The following is a 14827-nucleotide window of genomic DNA, read 5'->3' as shown; positions in this document are numbered from 1 at the left end:
CGGCGGCGGTAGCGTCCGCGGCCCTCTGCGCGGCACGGGCCTGCGCTGCACCGCCGTGGTCCGCTAGGCCTGCCGCCTGGGGGTCGATACTTTCCGAGGGCGGGGTCGCGGGGCGCTCGTTTTGGGCGATCGTCGCGGGCCGCAACACAAGACCGGTGCCGACAACTATTCCGACGGCAATGAGGCTCCCCGCTGCGGCAAACCGGCGACGGCCGCGGCGCCGGCGAGTGTTCTGAACGCGGGTGCCTCCGGGATCGGTGGCGCCAACGGGCGGCCGGGAAAACGAAGAAAGAAGGTTTCGCATGACTTTCACGAAGCTAATCGACCCGTGCTGAGCACAGAACGGTTCTGGTTAGACAATCCACGAGCGGGGCTCCGCACGGGCGCAGTCACCATTGTGCAACGAACCTACCGGCCCGCACCTGACGCGGCGTTGGGAGCCCTCGAGCCCAAACCTTCCGACACGAGCCGCTTGTCAGTTCGTTTCGACGCCTCCGACCAGCCACAGTTTGCCCTTGGCACAGTCGCGTTCGGTCCACTTATCGCTGAACGTGTCAGCACCGCCCCCGCCGATGGCAAGGGATGATCCCGAACTCGCCACAACGTTTTTGCTGCCGTCCAGGACTTCGAAGGACCTCGAATCGCCTCTGACGGTGTACCCCCGGGGCCACACGAGAGTCACCGGATCTCCGGCCGTCTTCGCCTGAACACAGCCGTCCCCGTCAACTGCCAACGTGCCCCGGAGAAGCGCTTCCATGCCGCTCAGCGCCGATGTATCAGATGTGACGAGTCGGAGAGGGGCGGATGAACACGCACTGAGCGCCGTCACCAAAGCCACAGCCGATCCAAGCACTGCCAGTCTCGACCAGTGTGTATGCATGGGGCGGACTCTACTCTCCCGCGTGTTCCGCCAGGCCGCGCTCGGGTCCTTCACGCAGAGAGGATGAATCGCAGCCAGCCGGTGCGGTCGCAGTGGCCGAGGACTAGCGTGGGGGCGTGTCCCCTCCCGTGATCGACGCACGCACCGCTCACGCCGCCGGCGTGGAGCGCCTCCTCGAGAGCTATCGGGCGGTGCCGCCGACGGCCTCCGTTCGGCTCGCCAAGCCCACCTCGAACCTGTTCCGGTCACGCGCGAAGCCGAACGCCAGGGGCCTCGAGACATCGGGATTGACGGGCGTCATCGCGGTCGACCCGGAAGCGCGGACGGCCGACGTGGGCGGCATGTGCACCTACGAGGATCTCGTCGCCGCGACGCTGCCCCACGGGCTGGCGCCGCTGGTGGTGCCGCAACTGAAGACGATTACCCTGGGCGGCGCGGTCACCGGCCTCGGCATCGAGTCGACGTCCTTCCGCAACGGGCTGCCGCACGAGTCGGTACTGGAGATGGACATCCTCACCGGCACGGGAGAGGTGGTCACCGCCTCGCCGATCGAGCACGTAGACCTCTACCGCGCCTTCCCCAACTCGTACGGCACACTCGGCTACGCGGTGCGATTGCGCATCGAACTTGAGCCGGTCGAACCTTTCGTCGCGCTCCGGCATCTGCGGTTCCACTCGCTCACCGACCTGGTCGCGGCGATCGACCGCATCATCGCGACCGGTGCCGTGGACGGCGACCGCGTGGACTACCTCGACGGCGTGGTGTTCAGCGCCGACGAGAGCTACCTGTGCGTGGGCACGCAGACAGCGGCATCCGGCCCGGTGAGCGACTACACCGGCCAGCAGATCTACTACCGCTCCATCCAGCACGATGACGGCATCAAGCACGATCGGCTCACGATTCACGACTACCTGTGGCGGTGGGACACGGACTGGTTCTGGTGCTCGGAGGCGTTCGGCGCGCAGCGTCCGCGGATCCGCCGGCTCTGGCCGCGAACGCTTCGGCGCAGCAGCTTCTACTCGAAGCTGATGCGCTACGAACAGCGATTCCACATCGGCGATCGCATCGAGCGGCTGGGCGGCCGTCCGCCACGCGAACGCGTCGTGCAGGACGTCGAAGTGCCGATCGAGCGATGTGCGGAGTTCCTGGACTGGTTCCTTGCCAACGTGTCGATCGAGCCGATCTGGCTGTGCCCGCTTCGGTTGCGCGGCGACGGCTGGCCGCTCTACCCGATGCGGCCTCGGCAGACCTACGTCAACGTCGGCTTCTGGTCGACGGTTCCGGTGGGGTCGATCGAAGGGGAGACGAACCGTCTGATCGAACGTAAGGTCAGCGAGTTCCACGGGCACAAGTCGCTGTATTCCGACTCCTATTACTCCCCGGAGGAATTCGGCGAACTCTATGGCGGAGAAACCTATCGCACCGTGAAGAAGCGCTACGACCCCGATTCACGTCTGCTCGATCTCTACGCGAAGGCGGTGCAACGACGATGACCACGTTCAAGGAACGTTTGCCGGAGGATGCGGAAACGGCGGAGAAGCCGGAGGCGGCGGGCAAGCTCACCCTCGCCCAGATCCTGGAGATCCTCGCCGGCGGGCGGCTCCCGCTGAGATTCACCGCCTACGACGGGAGTTCGGCCGGTCCGACCGACGCACCGCTCGGGCTGGAGCTGAAGACGCCGCGAGGCACGACCTATCTGGCCACCGGCCGCGGCGATCTGGGCCTTGCCCGCGCCTACATCGCCGGTGACCTCGAGGTCACCGGGGTGCACCCCGGCGACCCCTACGAGCTCCTCAAGGCGCTCGCCGGTGAGTTGGTCTTCAAGCTGCCACCACCGCGGGTGACGGCCAACATCATCCGCTCCATCGGCGTGGAGCACCTGCGCCCGATCGCGCCGCCGCCGCAGGAGGCGCCGCCGCGCTGGCGCCGCGTCGCCGAGGGGCTCCGGCACAGCAAGACCCGGGACGCCGAAGCGATCCACCACCACTACGACGTATCGAATACCTTCTATGAGTGGGTGCTCGGGCCGTCGATGACCTACACCTGCGCGTGCTACCCGCGTCCCGACGCATCGCTGGACGAAGCGCAGGAGAACAAGTACCGGCTGGTGTTCGAAAAGCTGCGGCTGAAGCCGGGCGACCGGCTGCTCGACGTCGGGTGCGGCTGGGGCGGCATGGTGCGCTACGCCGCCCGCCGCGGCGTCACGGCCACCGGCGTGACCCTGTCGGAACAGCAGACCGCGTGGGCACAGCGGGCAATCGCCGAGGAGGGCCTGGCCGATCTGGCCGAGGTCCGCTATGGCGACTACCGTGACATCGCAGAGGCCGGCTTCGACGCCGTGTCGTCGATCGGGCTGCTCGAGCACATCGGAGTGCGCAACTATTCGTCGTACTTCGCCTTCCTGCAATCGCGGCTGCGCCCCGGCGGGCTGCTGCTCAACCACTGCATCACCCGGCCGGACAACCGATCCGAACCCTCCACCCGCGGCTTCATCGACCGCTATGTCTTCCCCGACGGGGAGCTCACCGGCTCAGGCCGCATCATCAGCGCAGCACAGGATGTCGGCCTGGAGGTGGTGCACGACGAGAATCTGCGCCATCACTACGCGATGACACTGCGCGACTGGTGCGCCAACCTCGTCGAGCACTGGGATGAGGCGGTCGCCGAAGTGGGGTTGCCCACCGCGAAGGTGTGGGGCCTGTACATGGCCGGGTCACGGCTCGCTTTCGAGACCGGTGGGATCCAGCTGCACCAGGTGCTGGCGGTCAACCCCGATGGCGGTGGCGGCGTCGACGACCTGCCGCTGCGTCCGTGGTGGACGCCCTAGTTGTCCACCGCTGGAGGCCTGAGATCAAACGCTGACGACCGCCTGAACCAAACCGACCGGTGGATCGTGGCTTAGCGTCTGCTGTCTGCCTCGGGGCGCAGCCGGATGAGCCGCTGCGGGCCGTCCTCTTTCAACTCGGCCAGGTCGCTGCGCGAGGAGAGAAAATCGCTGAAGGAACGGAAGCCGAGCGGCTTCTCGTTGAAGGAGGGGTCCATCCGGCGCATCTGGTTCTTGATCGTGCCCGTGTTGAGCCACTCGTCGCCGTCGCCCTTGGCGTGACCGATCTGCAGCGCGCGCACGAGGAGCTCCGTTGCCAGTGTCTGGGGGTCGATGTCGTCCTCGGCCTCCGGCTCGTCGAACTGCGCGTCGTCGGTGTGCGAGAACATCGGAATCGTCGTGAGCTTGCGGGCCTCTGGGGCCGTGTCGGGTGCAGTCTCGGCAGGTTCCGCGGCCTTCTTGCTCGTCTTGGGCCTCTCCGCGCTGGCGGCAGCGGCGGTAGCGGCCGACTTGTCGACTCCGGGCAGCGAGTCGTAGTCCTCGAACTCGTCGCACGCGGCCGCGAGCGATGTGCTCGTCGAGCCCGCGACGCCGATGCCGACGACGTAGCGACCCAGTCGCTTCGACTTCTGGGCGAGGGCGATGTAGTCGGAGTCGCCGGCGATAATGATCACGTGGGTGAGGTCGGGCAGTTGGAAGAGGTCTTCGACCACGTCGACGGCCAGACGGATGTCGGCGCCGTTCTTGGTTCCCCTGGTGGTCGTGGTGAACAGCTGGGTCAGGTCCACCGCGCGAGACATCAGCTGGCGCTGGTAACTCGCATTGACGGGCACTGACCAGTCGGCGTAGGCGCGGTTGACGACCAAGGTGCCGAATGACGCGGCAAAGTCGATGATGGCGTTGAAGTCGACCGTCGCGGCGGCGAGCTTCGCGGCGACCTCGGGGTCGGCATCCCGGCTCGACTTATCGAAGTCGCGGATGCCGTCGCGCTGGAAGGCATTGCGCCCGTGCAGCTGCTGATAGCGCGAGATGACGATGTTGTCGAAGTCGATATAGAGGCCGACGCGTGCATCGTTCGGTTCAGTCATGGTGAGCTCCTCAGCCGCAGGCGGAAGACTCTGTAGCGATCCGGTACCTCCAGTCTGACGCGAGCGACGTGGCGAGGGCAACTCGGGTACGCGGTCGCGCAGCCGGATTGCGGGCAGGAACCCCGCAGCCGCAGCCGCAGCTGCAGCTCAGCCTGGGATTTCGACCGTCAACGCTCACGGCTCCTGGCGCTGTGCGCCGAATCGGAAACCTGGTGGACGCCACCGGTTGGGCGTCCATCAAGCAGGTTTCTGGTGAACATGGCAATGTTGTCCCGAAGCCCGGCGTAGGCATTCTCGACGGGGCTCTCCGAACGGACGAACATGTCCACTGCCTCGAGCGCTAAGGTGATGATCGCGCGAGGTGAACGCACTCTCCATGACTGGCCTTCCGCGATGAGGTCGTCGATGGTGATTGAGGCGTGCACCTACTTCCGGTTGATGGCCAACGCCATTTTTCCGTCGCTGTCGAGGTGAGCTTGCGGCACGACATCGTATGCCGGGGTAATTTTCGTGCTGCCGTCGTGCAGGTGGAGCATGCTGATGTTCTTGCCGTGCATGTCGAGATTGCCCACAGCCTGCGAGACGGTAAGCAGTCTGAGGAGCTGGTCGAGGGAGGTCCGGTCGCCGTTGCGCCCCAGGACATCGGCTACTCGCTTGAGTGACACTTTCCCGCCGAACTCCTGGTATTTCTCGTTCTTCGATGCGCCCAGGGCTTGGTTCATGTCTTCCTGGTGGATGCGTCCCTGTGGCGCGTCCGGTGACCTGTCGCAGCGATCGATCACGAGGCCGCGAACTCCGCCGAAGTCTTCGATCCACGCGTCAAACGTGGTGAGGCCGGCGGCTTTGGCCGCACGGAAGCCGTACTCCTCGTCAAACGTGATGGTTGGGTAGCGGACGGACGGCGGCTTGATGATGTGGGTGGACGGATAGCCCTCGAGAACCTGGAACCACTGATTCTCCTTGTGCGCGAGAACGATCTTGTCTTGCACACCGGCCGGGGAGGTGCGACCGGACTTCGGCCGGTTTCCGAGAGGAGCGGCCTGAGTGTTAGCCAGCATTCGGCCGACCTCGGCCGCGTCGACCGGGGCCAGGTCAGGCTTGCGTGGCTCGCCCGGCGCCTCCGGGTCATAGATCTGAACGGCACCAGCGACGTCTCGGCCGAACTGGGCCAGCAGCGGGATGACGTCATCGGTGGAGACTCTGATCTCGGCGGCGAGATTGTCGAGAGCGGTGCCCTCAGGAAGGAGCTCGGCGAAGAAGTTGCGGCGGCGCGCGGCCCTGCTGCGGTTGGCGATGAGGTCGAATGGAACCGACTCGGAGAGAATCGTGCTTCCGAGCCCAAATGTCTCGATGGCATGCTTGGTCGCGATGAAATCAAAAGTGCGACGGTCGGCGCCGACCAAGTGCCCGACCAGCTCGCCGTAGAGTTCCACGCGCAAGTCAGCCATTGGGTTCTTCCGCGATGTCATGGAGGGGCTCATCCAGCGGGTCGTCGATCTCCATGTACATCCGGACGCCGGTCTCCCGCATGATCGCGAATATGCGCTCGAGGATGATCGTGTTCTTGCCGGACTCCAAAGCCCAGATGTATTTCTGGTTGGTCTCGAGTCTTTCGGTGAGGTCGCGCTGCGTCAGTCCGCTGACAAGGCGGCCTTGCTGCAGCATCCGACCAAGAGCCTCGGCGCTTCTCACTTCTCCGCGTGCTGTCATGACAGTTTCCTCCTGACGGTCTTATTGCCTTCACAGCACCTGACGGTCATATCACCGTCCACCATTTCGATGGTCTTATTGCCGTCAAGCAATGAGCCTCCTGGCTGGAGGCCGAATACCTGTGGGACGGTGCATCGCGCTGCACACCGGCGCCTTCGTAGCCCAAGGTCCTGTGGCCCCTCAGGATCCTCCACGTTGGCACGTCAAGCGTGTCGATGTACGGTTCTCCTGCACCGGGTGGTTCGCCCGGTCAGCTCGGTATCGGAGTAGCACCCTCCAGCGCCGCCACGGAGCGCCGGCTCTCCAGGCGCAGTTCCATTTCGCTCATGACAAGCGCGGCGAGGTCACCGAGGGTGGCGAGTTCCTGTTCCGTCGCCAGGCGCGGTTCGAAGTCGAGTACGCAGAGCGTGCCGAGGTTGTGTCCGTCCCGCGTGCGCAAGGGCACCCCGGCGTAGAACTGCAGGCCGAAATCGTCGGCGACGAGGGGGTTGGCCAGTGTTCGGGGGTCGAACCGGGCATCCTCGACGACCCAGGGCACGTCATCCATGATCGCCGAGGCGCAGAGCCCGGGGTGCCTGTCAATGTGGTCGATCTCGAGACCGTGGTGGGACTCGAACCAGATCCGATCGTGATCGACGATCGTGACGAGCGCGACCGGAACGGAGAACACGCGGGCGGCAATCGCCGTGATGCGGTCGAAGGCCCCGTCCACCGGTGCCTCCGGCAGCCGATAGCGCGCGACCGCGAGCATCCGGGCCTCCTCGGTCGACGGCTCGGGAAAGGCCACCACATCCCTGTGCCGGCCGGTCTCGGCAGCAACCATCTGGCGAAGCGCCGCGACCAGATCATGGATGGAGGGACGGTCCTCCGGGTTGCGAGCCGTCATGGCCGCCAGCAGCGCCCTCCATTCCGGGGCGATGCCCGGCGGAATGGGCGGATCGTTTCGGAGCCGGGCCAGTGCCGACGGGATCGGGTCGCCGGGAAACGCGACGGTGCGGGTGAAGCACTCGAGGAGAACGAGCCCCAGCGAGTAGATGTCGCTGGCCGACCCCAGCGTCTGTCCCCGCGCCTGTTCGGGGCTGAGGTAGGCGGCCGTGCCCGTCGTCACGGTGTCCGTGTCGCGGCGCTCGATGGCGCCGACCAGGGCAATGCCAAAATCGGTCAGCTTCGCGCGGTACCGTGCTCCGCTCTGGCTGTAGTCGACAAGCAGGATGTTGGCCGGCTTGACGTCTCGATGCACAACACCCCGATGGTGAATGTATTGCAGGCCTTCGGCCAGGTCGAAGCCGATGTGCGCTATCTGACGAGCGGTCAGGGAGCCCCCCTCGAGCTGCACCTTGAGATCGGCGCCCGTGACGAGCTCCATGACGAAGTAGACACGCGGCCGGTCCGCATCCGTGCGGTCGACGCCCGCATCAAGCAGGGTGACGAGGCTGTGGTGGCTCAGGCTCGCCAGGAGGTTCACCTCGTCTTCCTGACGACGAATGTCCTTCTCGCTTGTCGCGGACGCCTCGAAGACCTTCACCGCGACGTCGCGACCCAGTGTTTCGTCCCGGGCGCGGTAGACAGACCCCGCGCCGCCTCGGCCGATCAGTTCCTGCAACCGGTAGCGTCCGCGCAGGCGCGGTGCGCCGGCTTCGGAGACCTCCGGAGAGCGCCCGGCCAGTGTGATGACGTCCATAGTGAACCCTTATTTCGTGGCGCCTCCACCACAGACGGTCAGGCGTATCCACTTATAGGACGTAACTCGAGGCGAAAGTGTCACGCCCGACACCGAAATTACTGCCTGCCTGTCGAGAGGCTCCGGCGCCGTGAGCGCGATCAGTGGATGACTGCGAGCAGCACGCCGACCGCCACGAACAGAACGCCGAATACTCGGTTCACAACTCGCTGACCGCGAGCGTCGCCGGTGAATCTCTGAAGCGAACGTGCCGTCACCGCAAAGAAGAACCACATCACCAGGATGTCGACCACGATGACGGTGGCGGCGACGATGAAATACTGCGGCAGCAGCGGTCGATCGAGACGGATGAACTGGGGGAGGAACGCCAGAAAGAACACAATCGCCTTGGGGTTCAACATGTTCACCCACAGCCCGCGCCGGAACATCGACCAGGCCGGATCGTTGCGCAGCGCTGGCTCGCGCTCGGCATCGAGCGCCGGTTTGGCGAGAAACTGGCGGATGCCGAGGTACACGAGGTACGCGGCACCCACGAAGCGAATCACGTTGAAGGCGAGCGGAGAGCCGGCGACGAGCACACCAACACCGAGCGCCACGATCACGATGTGGGCGAGCAGCGCGGCCTGCTGGCCGAGGATTCCCCAGATCGAGCGGCGGAAGCCCGAGTTGAGGGCGTTGCTCATGGTGTTGATCGCCCCCGCGCCGGGCGTGAAACTGATCAGGGTGCCGGCGCCGAGCAGGGCCAGCCAGAGAGAGAACTGCACCGGCCCAGCATAGGTGTCCTCAGCATCCCTTTGCGGAACGGTCAGCGGGCATGCGGAGACCATCTCTCGTCGCCGAGTTCTTTCTGGCTTCGGAAAGTGCGTTTCGCAAGCATTCGGAGCCGGCGTTTGGAATAAGTCAGAATATTGAGGGGCATAACAATGGATAAGTAACTAAGCATTGGTATGATTGATTCATGTCCACGTCTGAGGAGAAGTCACCCTGGCCGTCCCTTGGCTATGAAGAACGACCCTGGCACAGCGTCCAGGACGAGTATGGCTCACGAACGCAGAAGCATCTTGCAGCAGGCCCGTACTTGGCGTCGGTGCCCCCACTGATCGCAAATCAGACAATCTCGCTCGACAGTGAGTTGCATGCGCTGACCGAAGAGGCCGCCAGCGAGCTTGCCCGCTTCGATGCCGAAGTTGGGCAAATCGCGGCACCATTCGCATCCATTCTCCTGCGCACCGAGAGCGCTTCCAGCTCAGAGATTGAGAACCTCACGAGCGGCGCACGGCAGATCGCCCTGGCGGAGCTCGGTGAGCACGCCTCGAAGAATGCGCAGCTCATCGTCGGCAATGTCCGAGCTATGCAAGCGGCTCTTGCCCTGTCCGAGTCCATCGACGGCCACGCCATCCTGGAAATGCATCGCGCACTCCTTGAGCACAGCAATCCCGACATCGTCGGTCACTGGCGTGACCAGCAGGTCTGGATCGGAGGCGGGAGCCTCGGGCCGCACACCGCACAGTTCGTCCCGCCCCATCAGGATCGGGTCCCCGCGCTCATGGGCGACCTCGTCGCCTTCGCCAATCGCGTCGACCTTCCCGTGCTCGCTCAGACCGCGATCGCTCACGCCCAATTCGAAACGATCCACCCGTTCCCCGACGGCAACGGAAGAGTCGGTCGCTCACTCATCCAGGCGATGCTGCGCGGGGGGCAGCTCACGCGAAACGTAGCTGTTCCGGTCTCAGCGGGGCTGCTCCACGACACCGGTCGATATTTCGATGCCCTGAGCGCGTACCGGTCCGGGGATGTCGCCCCGATAGTCCGCTGCATAGCGGACGCATCGTTCGCGGCGGTGCACAACGGTCGCATCCTCGTGGACGATCTGGAAACCGTCCAGGTCGAATGGCGCGGGCGCATCCGCGCGAGACAAGACTCAGCAGCACACCGGCTCGTAGATATTCTCCTTCGCCAACCGGTGATCGGCGCAGCGGCAGCCTCAGCTCAGCTTGGTATCTCGACCGTCAACGCTCAGGTCGCTATCGACCGCCTCGTTGACGCCAACATTCTGACCCAGATCACAGACGGACGACGAAACCGAATTTGGCTAGCGAAGGACGTCGTTCGGGTCCTTGACGAGTTCGCCGCCCGAGCGAAGAGGCGCCGATAGCCGAACGTCTCACGGGCGATGTTCGCAGGCTGGATTCCACGTGCATCATCGACTTCCGCACCGCGCCACTTTTCCGTTTGCGCCGGAGGGTGCACCTTGCCGGGATGCGGCACGGCGGAGAACCGTCTCATTCGTCTGGGCGGGCCTCTTGCTGCGGCGCCTGATGTGAGGTGGGCGGACCCAGGAGGGGAGGGGGCGGCGATGCCGGGACCGCGGGGAGCCCCTGCTTGAAGATGGGTTCCAGGAGACGCAGGGCTTTGTCGGGGAGGCCGTCTCCCGGGTAGAAGTCATTCAGCACTTCCTCGGCCGCATTGAGATCACGAATCTCGCAGATCGCGAGCAGGTTGGCGATGTCCTGAACGTCTCGCCCCGGGCGCGATGCGTTGAGTTTCATGGCGAGTAACGCACGGGGCGAGGCCACTTCCACCGTGATGTCCTCGTTCGCGTAGAGGACCTCCCATTCAGGGTCCGCCCCGTACGCCGGTAGAAACATCGTGGCGTTGCTGCTGAGCCAGTCCTGCGGCCACCCGTGCTCGTTGGCGACTTCAACGGCGGCCTTCAGGATGGGTTGTTCGGGCTGCAGATGCGCGTCGATGTCGGCGGTTGTGCGGCGGTCGAAGTAGCGAAGAGCGAGTGCAGCACCTCCGACGATCCGGATGCCCGCGGGTTGGCCGGCCGCGCGGAGTTTCGCGATGACCACGTTGATGCCGCGGACGAGGTCGTCGCGGTCGAGTTGATCGCCTGGCATTAGACGCTTTCCAGGGTTTCGGCTTCAATCAGGATGCCGCGGCGGAGGAACTCGGCGGGTACTCGCGTCGGGTCTGCCGGGATGTCATAGTCGCTTGTGCGCGGGGCCCACGGGTTGTCGGGGTGCCCGGTTTGCGTGGTGACCCAGTCCGGGACGGGCAGGGCGTCTGCCTTGAGCCGGTATTCGCAGAGCGCGGCGATAGCGGCGTCCCACCGCTCGGACCCGGTGGGAGCCGGCTCGGTCAACGCGAGGCCGACCCGGGTGGCACCGCGTTCTGCCGCGAGGTTGTCGGCGAGTTGAAGGAAGCGTCGGAACGCCCAGGCGTCATCTGATCTCGTGATTGCTTCGCCGATCTCGGAGGCGATCCGGGCGGCGTCGCTGCGCACGGTCGGGACGGTGACCACCGTGTGACGGGTGGCTCGCAACAGCGCCTCGAGTGTGGAGACGGTTGGCTCGCGTTTGCCGTGTTCGATGAGGGAGAGCGACGAGCCGGCGATCCCCGAGCGAATCGCGAGCTCACTTTGAGTGAGACCGCTCGCAGCCCGGGCGGAACGAGCAAGAACACTTGCTGTCATATCAGTCACCCCTTTTTACTAAGTAGTAAAAGTATACCAGTCCCACTCCGGTGGAGGGCTGGAGAATTCTGGTTGACGGGCCTGTCAGTCGAGGTGAATTGTGCCGTCATGAATGAATTACTGATCGGGTACGCTCGCGTATCCACGAATGAGCAAGACCTCACCGCCCAACAAAACGCCCTCGAACGACTCGGCGTTAGACCCAACCTGATCTACACCGACCATGGCTTGACGGGAACCAACCGCGCGAGGCCGGGGCTGCGCGAAGCCCTCGCTGCCTGCAGGAGCGGGGACACACTCGTGGTGGCCAAACTCGATCGCCTGGCCAGGTCGCTGCGGGATGCAAAAGACATCGTCGATGAGCTGACCGCCAAGGAAGTGAAGCTCAGCATCGGCGGCTCAGTGCATGACCCGAATGATCCAGTCGGCCGGCTGCTCTTCAATGTTCTGGCCATGGTCGCAGAATTCGAGTCGGATCTGATCCGTGCTCGAACGCGAGAGGGCATGCAGGTGGCGAAAGCGAAGGGTCGCTTGCGCGGGAAGCCACCGAAGCTCTCCCCGGCGCAGCAGAGACACTTGATGGAGGTCTACAACGCCGGAACTCACACAACGGCCGAGCTTGCTGAGCTCTTCAATGTCGCCCGGTCCACCATCTATCGCACCATCCAGCGCCAACACCGGCCCAATACCTAGCACGCAGGAAGTTTCACGTTGCAGGGCGGACTGTCCTGCAACGCGAACGTTCACTGACGCAGAATCCGCGGCTGGGCCTTCGAGCCTCCCCGTGTCAGTGGACGCAAAGCTGATTCCCGCAGTGCTCTCATCAGTCGCTCTGGTTTCATGGTTGTGTGTCGCACTAATCACCGCCTACGATGAGCGGCATGAGCCGGCTCCCAACTGTCGCGGGGATTGTTGCCAATCTCGTTGCCGTGTTCTCCGCAGGCTTCGTCGTGTGGCTGGTGTGGGATGACTAGCCCCGGTAGGGATTCCGTGAGACGGCGGCTCGGGCGCGGCGTGGCGGGGCTGGTGGCAGTGTTGGCCCTCGTCCTAACGGCGTGTGCGCAGAGCCCGAGTGGCGAGGGCAATCGGAACCCGAATTCTCCACTCGTGGCCGGTCCCGGTACGGGGGCGAAATCTACCGCGATTGGATTGGTCAACTTGTGGCGGGTCTCGGGCGCGGAAGGCGAGGAAACGGACACCTGGCTGCGCCTAGACGTCCCGGAGTTCCAATTGTGGCGAGACTGCGGCATGATCGAAGGCTCGTGGCGGGCGACTGAAAGGCTGTTTCTGGCGTCCACGTACGGTGCCAGCGGCGAGTGTGTCACGGGAGAGACCATGCCTCGAGTGGCCTGGCTCGAATCCGTCACCGGGTATCGTGCGGCCGGTGACGGCTGGGAACTCAATGATGCGAACGGCGCGGTGGTCGCGACGCTGACCTTGGACGGCGGCCCCGATCCGATCCCGACCGCAGCCAAGTTCTACACCGAGCCACCGGTGATAACGGAAACGATGCGGAAGGAGCTGCGGCAACCAGCGCCCCTGCCGGCAGGAGTCACCCCTGCCACGCCCGAGAACTTGTCGGGACGATGGGTCCCGGTTGCGAACAGCGCCAAAACCGATCCGCATGTGATCTTCAAGCCGGCCGGCACGTGGACGGGATCGGACGGATGCAACGGAGGCCAGGGCCGATGGGCCGCCGACGGCGAGGGTACACTCCTGGCGACGTCCGGAGCATCGACACTGATCGGGTGTGAGGGCGCCCCGGTCCCGTCGTGGGTGGCCCAAGCCAGATTGGCCGTCATAGACAACGGGGCGCTGCGACTACTCGATGCGGGCGGATCTGAGCTCGGCAGGCTCGAGCGCGACTGACCCTCTACGGGAACCCTCTGCGGGAGAGATCGCACACAGCTCGAGGCCGAGGCCGCCAGCGATTGCTCACGCCTACTTCGTTTGGTTCGGGTGCCTCGTGAACACGTTGACAATCTTCACTGTTCTGCCCTCGACGTAAAACCAAATGCGTGCGCCCCCGGAGAGTTCGTACTGCCATTGATCGTGTTCGACGCCGTCACGAACAATAGTTGCGAGTTGGCCCTTCAGCTGGTGGCATTTGGGGTCCGACTGGTTCGGGGCCTTCGTGAGCCGGTCCCAGGCATCAGCGGCTGAGCTCTTTTGGGTGGCGACGATGTCGCGCCATCCAGTTGCGGCTTGACGCGTCACATGCTCGATAGCGAATTCTGATGACTTCAGGGGGCGTGCGACGAGCCCCTTCTTCGGCGACATTAAACGCGGGGCTTCTTGACCGCCACAGGTTCACGAAGCCAATCCGGTTCATCCTGTCCCCAGCCAGCAGCAACAGCCTCCGCGGTGTTCTGCCACGCCTTGATCTCAGTGAGTATCCGCCCAGGCTGATTGACAACGAATGCGCCGCGAGCCGTGTCGATGATGTCCTGTGCGCAGGTTCTCTGATCCTGAACGCTGAGCAGCTTGATCCAGGGAAACGGTCGTGCGAGGCGATCCTCCAGCGTGCCGATGTCATCCAGCGACACGGCGATCAGCTGTGCGGCGACCTCGAGGATCCGTTCATGGGCGGCCGCTTCACGCTTCGTGGTGAGAACCAACGTTTCGCCATCGCGCCGAGTGACTTCGACGGGTGCTTCCTCAGCGGCAGCGAAGACTGCAGCAGAATTGCGGGACAATTCCGACGACTGCACGACGCGTCGTTCTGCAGGGGTGAGTGTTATTAGCGCCATGAACAGAGTCTATTCCGAATGTGTTCTGAATTCAACGCCGGCTGGTCGGTCGACTAGGGCGTGTCTCCTAATTCGTGTAACCAGATGGTGATGGCGCGGAGGACGACTCCTCCGCGGTAGGTGAGGGCGAGTTTGTCGTAGCGAGTGGCGAGGCCGCGCCACTGCTTGAACGTGTTGAATGAGCGTTCGACGACGTTGCGGCGCTTGTATGCCTCCTTGTCCAGGCCGATGGTCCGACCGCCGTTTCGGCCGCGGCGTTTCCGGTTCGCGACCTGGTCGGAGCGCTCCGGGATCACGGTTTGGATGCCGCGGGTGCGCAGAAATTCCCGGTTCGCCTTGGACGAATACGCCTTGTCGCCCAGCAGTCGGTCGGGGCGGGTCCGTGCCCGGCCGGGCCCGGTTCGGGCCACGCGGAG

At 64.6% G+C, this 14827-nt stretch carries 16 protein-coding genes; 5 read left to right on the top strand and 11 right to left on the bottom strand.

What is annotated here, in order from left to right:
* Nucleotides 1-475 precede the first annotated feature (475 nt).
* Nucleotides 476-880, bottom strand: coding sequence for a hypothetical protein (locus BLQ39_RS15675; protein ID WP_134575469.1), 405 nt, complete (start codon nt 878-880; stop codon nt 476-478).
* Between the two features lie 116 nt (nt 881-996).
* On the opposite strand from BLQ39_RS15675, the gene BLQ39_RS13915 reads away from it, so the two are divergent.
* Together BLQ39_RS13915 and BLQ39_RS13910 are read left to right on the top strand one after the other, a co-directional pair.
* Entirely contained in the window at nt 997-2373 is a 1377-nt protein-coding gene (locus BLQ39_RS13915; RefSeq protein ID WP_092324846.1) for an FAD-binding oxidoreductase, read from the top strand.
* Nucleotides 2370-3707 carry a class I SAM-dependent methyltransferase gene (locus BLQ39_RS13910; RefSeq protein ID WP_092324844.1) on the top strand — a complete coding sequence of 446 codons (1338 nt, stop codon included), beginning with the start codon at nt 2370-2372 and terminating at the stop codon, nt 3705-3707. The genes BLQ39_RS13915 and BLQ39_RS13910 overlap by 4 nt, the downstream gene beginning before the upstream one ends.
* A gap of 71 nt (nt 3708-3778) precedes the next feature.
* On the opposite strand, the gene BLQ39_RS13905 is transcribed toward BLQ39_RS13910, so the two are convergent.
* The 5 genes from BLQ39_RS13905 to BLQ39_RS13885 all read right to left on the bottom strand — a co-directional run bounded on the left by BLQ39_RS13905 (nt 3779) and on the right by BLQ39_RS13885 (nt 8947).
* On the bottom strand, nt 3779-4792 hold the full coding sequence (locus BLQ39_RS13905) for an NYN domain-containing protein (RefSeq protein ID WP_092324842.1): 1014 nt from the start codon (nt 4790-4792) through the stop codon (nt 3779-3781).
* A 425-nt stretch (nt 4793-5217) separates the two neighbouring features.
* Nucleotides 5218-6240 carry a type II toxin-antitoxin system HipA family toxin gene (locus BLQ39_RS13900; RefSeq protein ID WP_198417091.1) on the bottom strand — a complete coding sequence of 341 codons (1023 nt, stop codon included), beginning with the start codon at nt 6238-6240 and terminating at the stop codon, nt 5218-5220.
* Nucleotides 6233-6502: a helix-turn-helix domain-containing protein gene (locus BLQ39_RS13895; protein WP_092324840.1), complete on the bottom strand. Its 270-nt coding sequence runs from the start codon at nt 6500-6502 to the stop codon at nt 6233-6235. Before BLQ39_RS13895 ends, BLQ39_RS13900 begins: the two co-directional genes overlap by 8 nt.
* A 250-nt stretch (nt 6503-6752) precedes the next feature.
* On the bottom strand, nt 6753-8183 hold the full coding sequence (locus BLQ39_RS13890; RefSeq protein WP_092324838.1) for a protein kinase domain-containing protein: 1431 nt from the start codon (nt 8181-8183) through the stop codon (nt 6753-6755).
* A gap of 140 nt (nt 8184-8323) precedes the next feature.
* Nucleotides 8324-8947, bottom strand: a complete 624-nt coding sequence (locus BLQ39_RS13885) for a LysE family transporter (protein ID WP_092324913.1) — start codon at nt 8945-8947, stop codon at nt 8324-8326.
* A gap of 194 nt (nt 8948-9141) precedes the next feature.
* Here BLQ39_RS13885 and BLQ39_RS13880 point away from each other — a divergent pair, with 194 nt between their 5' ends.
* Entirely contained in the window at nt 9142-10338 is a 1197-nt protein-coding gene (locus tag BLQ39_RS13880) for a Fic family protein (RefSeq protein WP_092324836.1), read from the top strand.
* Nucleotides 10339-10465: 127 nt separating this feature from the next.
* Here the strand turns inward: BLQ39_RS13880 and BLQ39_RS13875 are convergent, their stop codons facing one another.
* Both BLQ39_RS13875 and BLQ39_RS13870 read right to left on the bottom strand, forming a co-directional pair.
* Nucleotides 10466-11086 (bottom strand): DUF6036 family nucleotidyltransferase, encoded by a 621-nt coding sequence (locus tag BLQ39_RS13875; RefSeq protein ID WP_092324834.1) that lies wholly within the window; start codon nt 11084-11086, stop codon nt 10466-10468.
* A complete protein-coding gene (locus BLQ39_RS13870) occupies nt 11086-11661 on the bottom strand; it encodes a helix-turn-helix domain-containing protein (protein ID WP_092324832.1) in 576 nt (191 codons plus the stop codon). Before BLQ39_RS13870 ends, BLQ39_RS13875 begins: the two co-directional genes overlap by 1 nt.
* Before the next feature lie 108 nt (nt 11662-11769).
* Here BLQ39_RS13870 and BLQ39_RS13865 point away from each other — a divergent pair, with 108 nt between their 5' ends.
* Entirely contained in the window at nt 11770-12354 is a 585-nt protein-coding gene (locus BLQ39_RS13865; RefSeq protein ID WP_092324830.1) for a recombinase family protein, read from the top strand.
* A 651-nt stretch (nt 12355-13005) separates the two neighbouring features.
* Entirely contained in the window at nt 13006-13530 is a 525-nt protein-coding gene (locus tag BLQ39_RS13860) for an META domain-containing protein (RefSeq protein ID WP_143006479.1), read from the top strand.
* A gap of 72 nt (nt 13531-13602) precedes the next feature.
* Here BLQ39_RS13860 and BLQ39_RS13855 read toward each other — a convergent pair whose 3' ends face one another.
* From BLQ39_RS13855 to BLQ39_RS13845, 3 genes are all read right to left on the bottom strand, one after another.
* Nucleotides 13603-13941 carry a hypothetical protein gene (locus tag BLQ39_RS13855; RefSeq protein WP_092324826.1) on the bottom strand — a complete coding sequence of 113 codons (339 nt, stop codon included), beginning with the start codon at nt 13939-13941 and terminating at the stop codon, nt 13603-13605.
* On the bottom strand, nt 13941-14411 hold the full coding sequence (locus BLQ39_RS13850; RefSeq protein ID WP_092324824.1) for a hypothetical protein: 471 nt from the start codon (nt 14409-14411) through the stop codon (nt 13941-13943). Before BLQ39_RS13850 ends, BLQ39_RS13855 begins: the two co-directional genes overlap by 1 nt.
* 53 nt (nt 14412-14464) lie before the next feature.
* On the bottom strand, nt 14465-14827 hold a 363-nt coding region (locus BLQ39_RS13845), incomplete at its 5' end, for a transposase (protein ID WP_143006478.1).

Source organism: Cryobacterium psychrotolerans (assembly GCF_900101115.1).
GTDB lineage: Bacteria > Actinomycetota > Actinomycetes > Actinomycetales > Microbacteriaceae > Cryobacterium > Cryobacterium psychrotolerans.
This window is presented reverse-complemented; position numbering and strand designations above follow the sequence as displayed.

Excerpts from the sequence above, each read along its gene's own strand:
- BLQ39_RS13890 (WP_092324838.1), bottom strand. The coding sequence starts at position 8,183 with ATGGACGTCATCACACTGGCCGGGCGCTCTCCGGAGGTCTCCGAAGCC.
- BLQ39_RS13850 (WP_092324824.1), bottom strand. The coding sequence starts at position 14,411 with ATGGCGCTAATAACACTCACCCCTGCAGAACGACGCGTCGTGCAGTCG.
- BLQ39_RS13895 (WP_092324840.1), bottom strand. The coding sequence starts at position 6,502 with ATGACAGCACGCGGAGAAGTGAGAAGCGCCGAGGCTCTTGGTCGGATG.
- BLQ39_RS13865 (WP_092324830.1), top strand. The coding sequence starts at position 11,770 with ATGAATGAATTACTGATCGGGTACGCTCGCGTATCCACGAATGAGCAA.
- BLQ39_RS13880 (WP_092324836.1), top strand. The coding sequence starts at position 9,142 with ATGTCCACGTCTGAGGAGAAGTCACCCTGGCCGTCCCTTGGCTATGAA.
- BLQ39_RS13855 (WP_092324826.1), bottom strand. The coding sequence starts at position 13,941 with ATGTCGCCGAAGAAGGGGCTCGTCGCACGCCCCCTGAAGTCATCAGAA.
- BLQ39_RS13905 (WP_092324842.1), bottom strand. The coding sequence starts at position 4,792 with ATGACTGAACCGAACGATGCACGCGTCGGCCTCTATATCGACTTCGAC.
- BLQ39_RS13910 (WP_092324844.1), top strand. The coding sequence starts at position 2,370 with ATGACCACGTTCAAGGAACGTTTGCCGGAGGATGCGGAAACGGCGGAG.
- BLQ39_RS13870 (WP_092324832.1), bottom strand. The coding sequence starts at position 11,661 with ATGACAGCAAGTGTTCTTGCTCGTTCCGCCCGGGCTGCGAGCGGTCTC.
- BLQ39_RS13875 (WP_092324834.1), bottom strand. The coding sequence starts at position 11,086 with ATGCCAGGCGATCAACTCGACCGCGACGACCTCGTCCGCGGCATCAAC.
- BLQ39_RS13900 (WP_198417091.1), bottom strand. The coding sequence starts at position 6,240 with ATGGCTGACTTGCGCGTGGAACTCTACGGCGAGCTGGTCGGGCACTTG.
- BLQ39_RS15675 (WP_134575469.1), bottom strand. The coding sequence starts at position 880 with ATGCATACACACTGGTCGAGACTGGCAGTGCTTGGATCGGCTGTGGCT.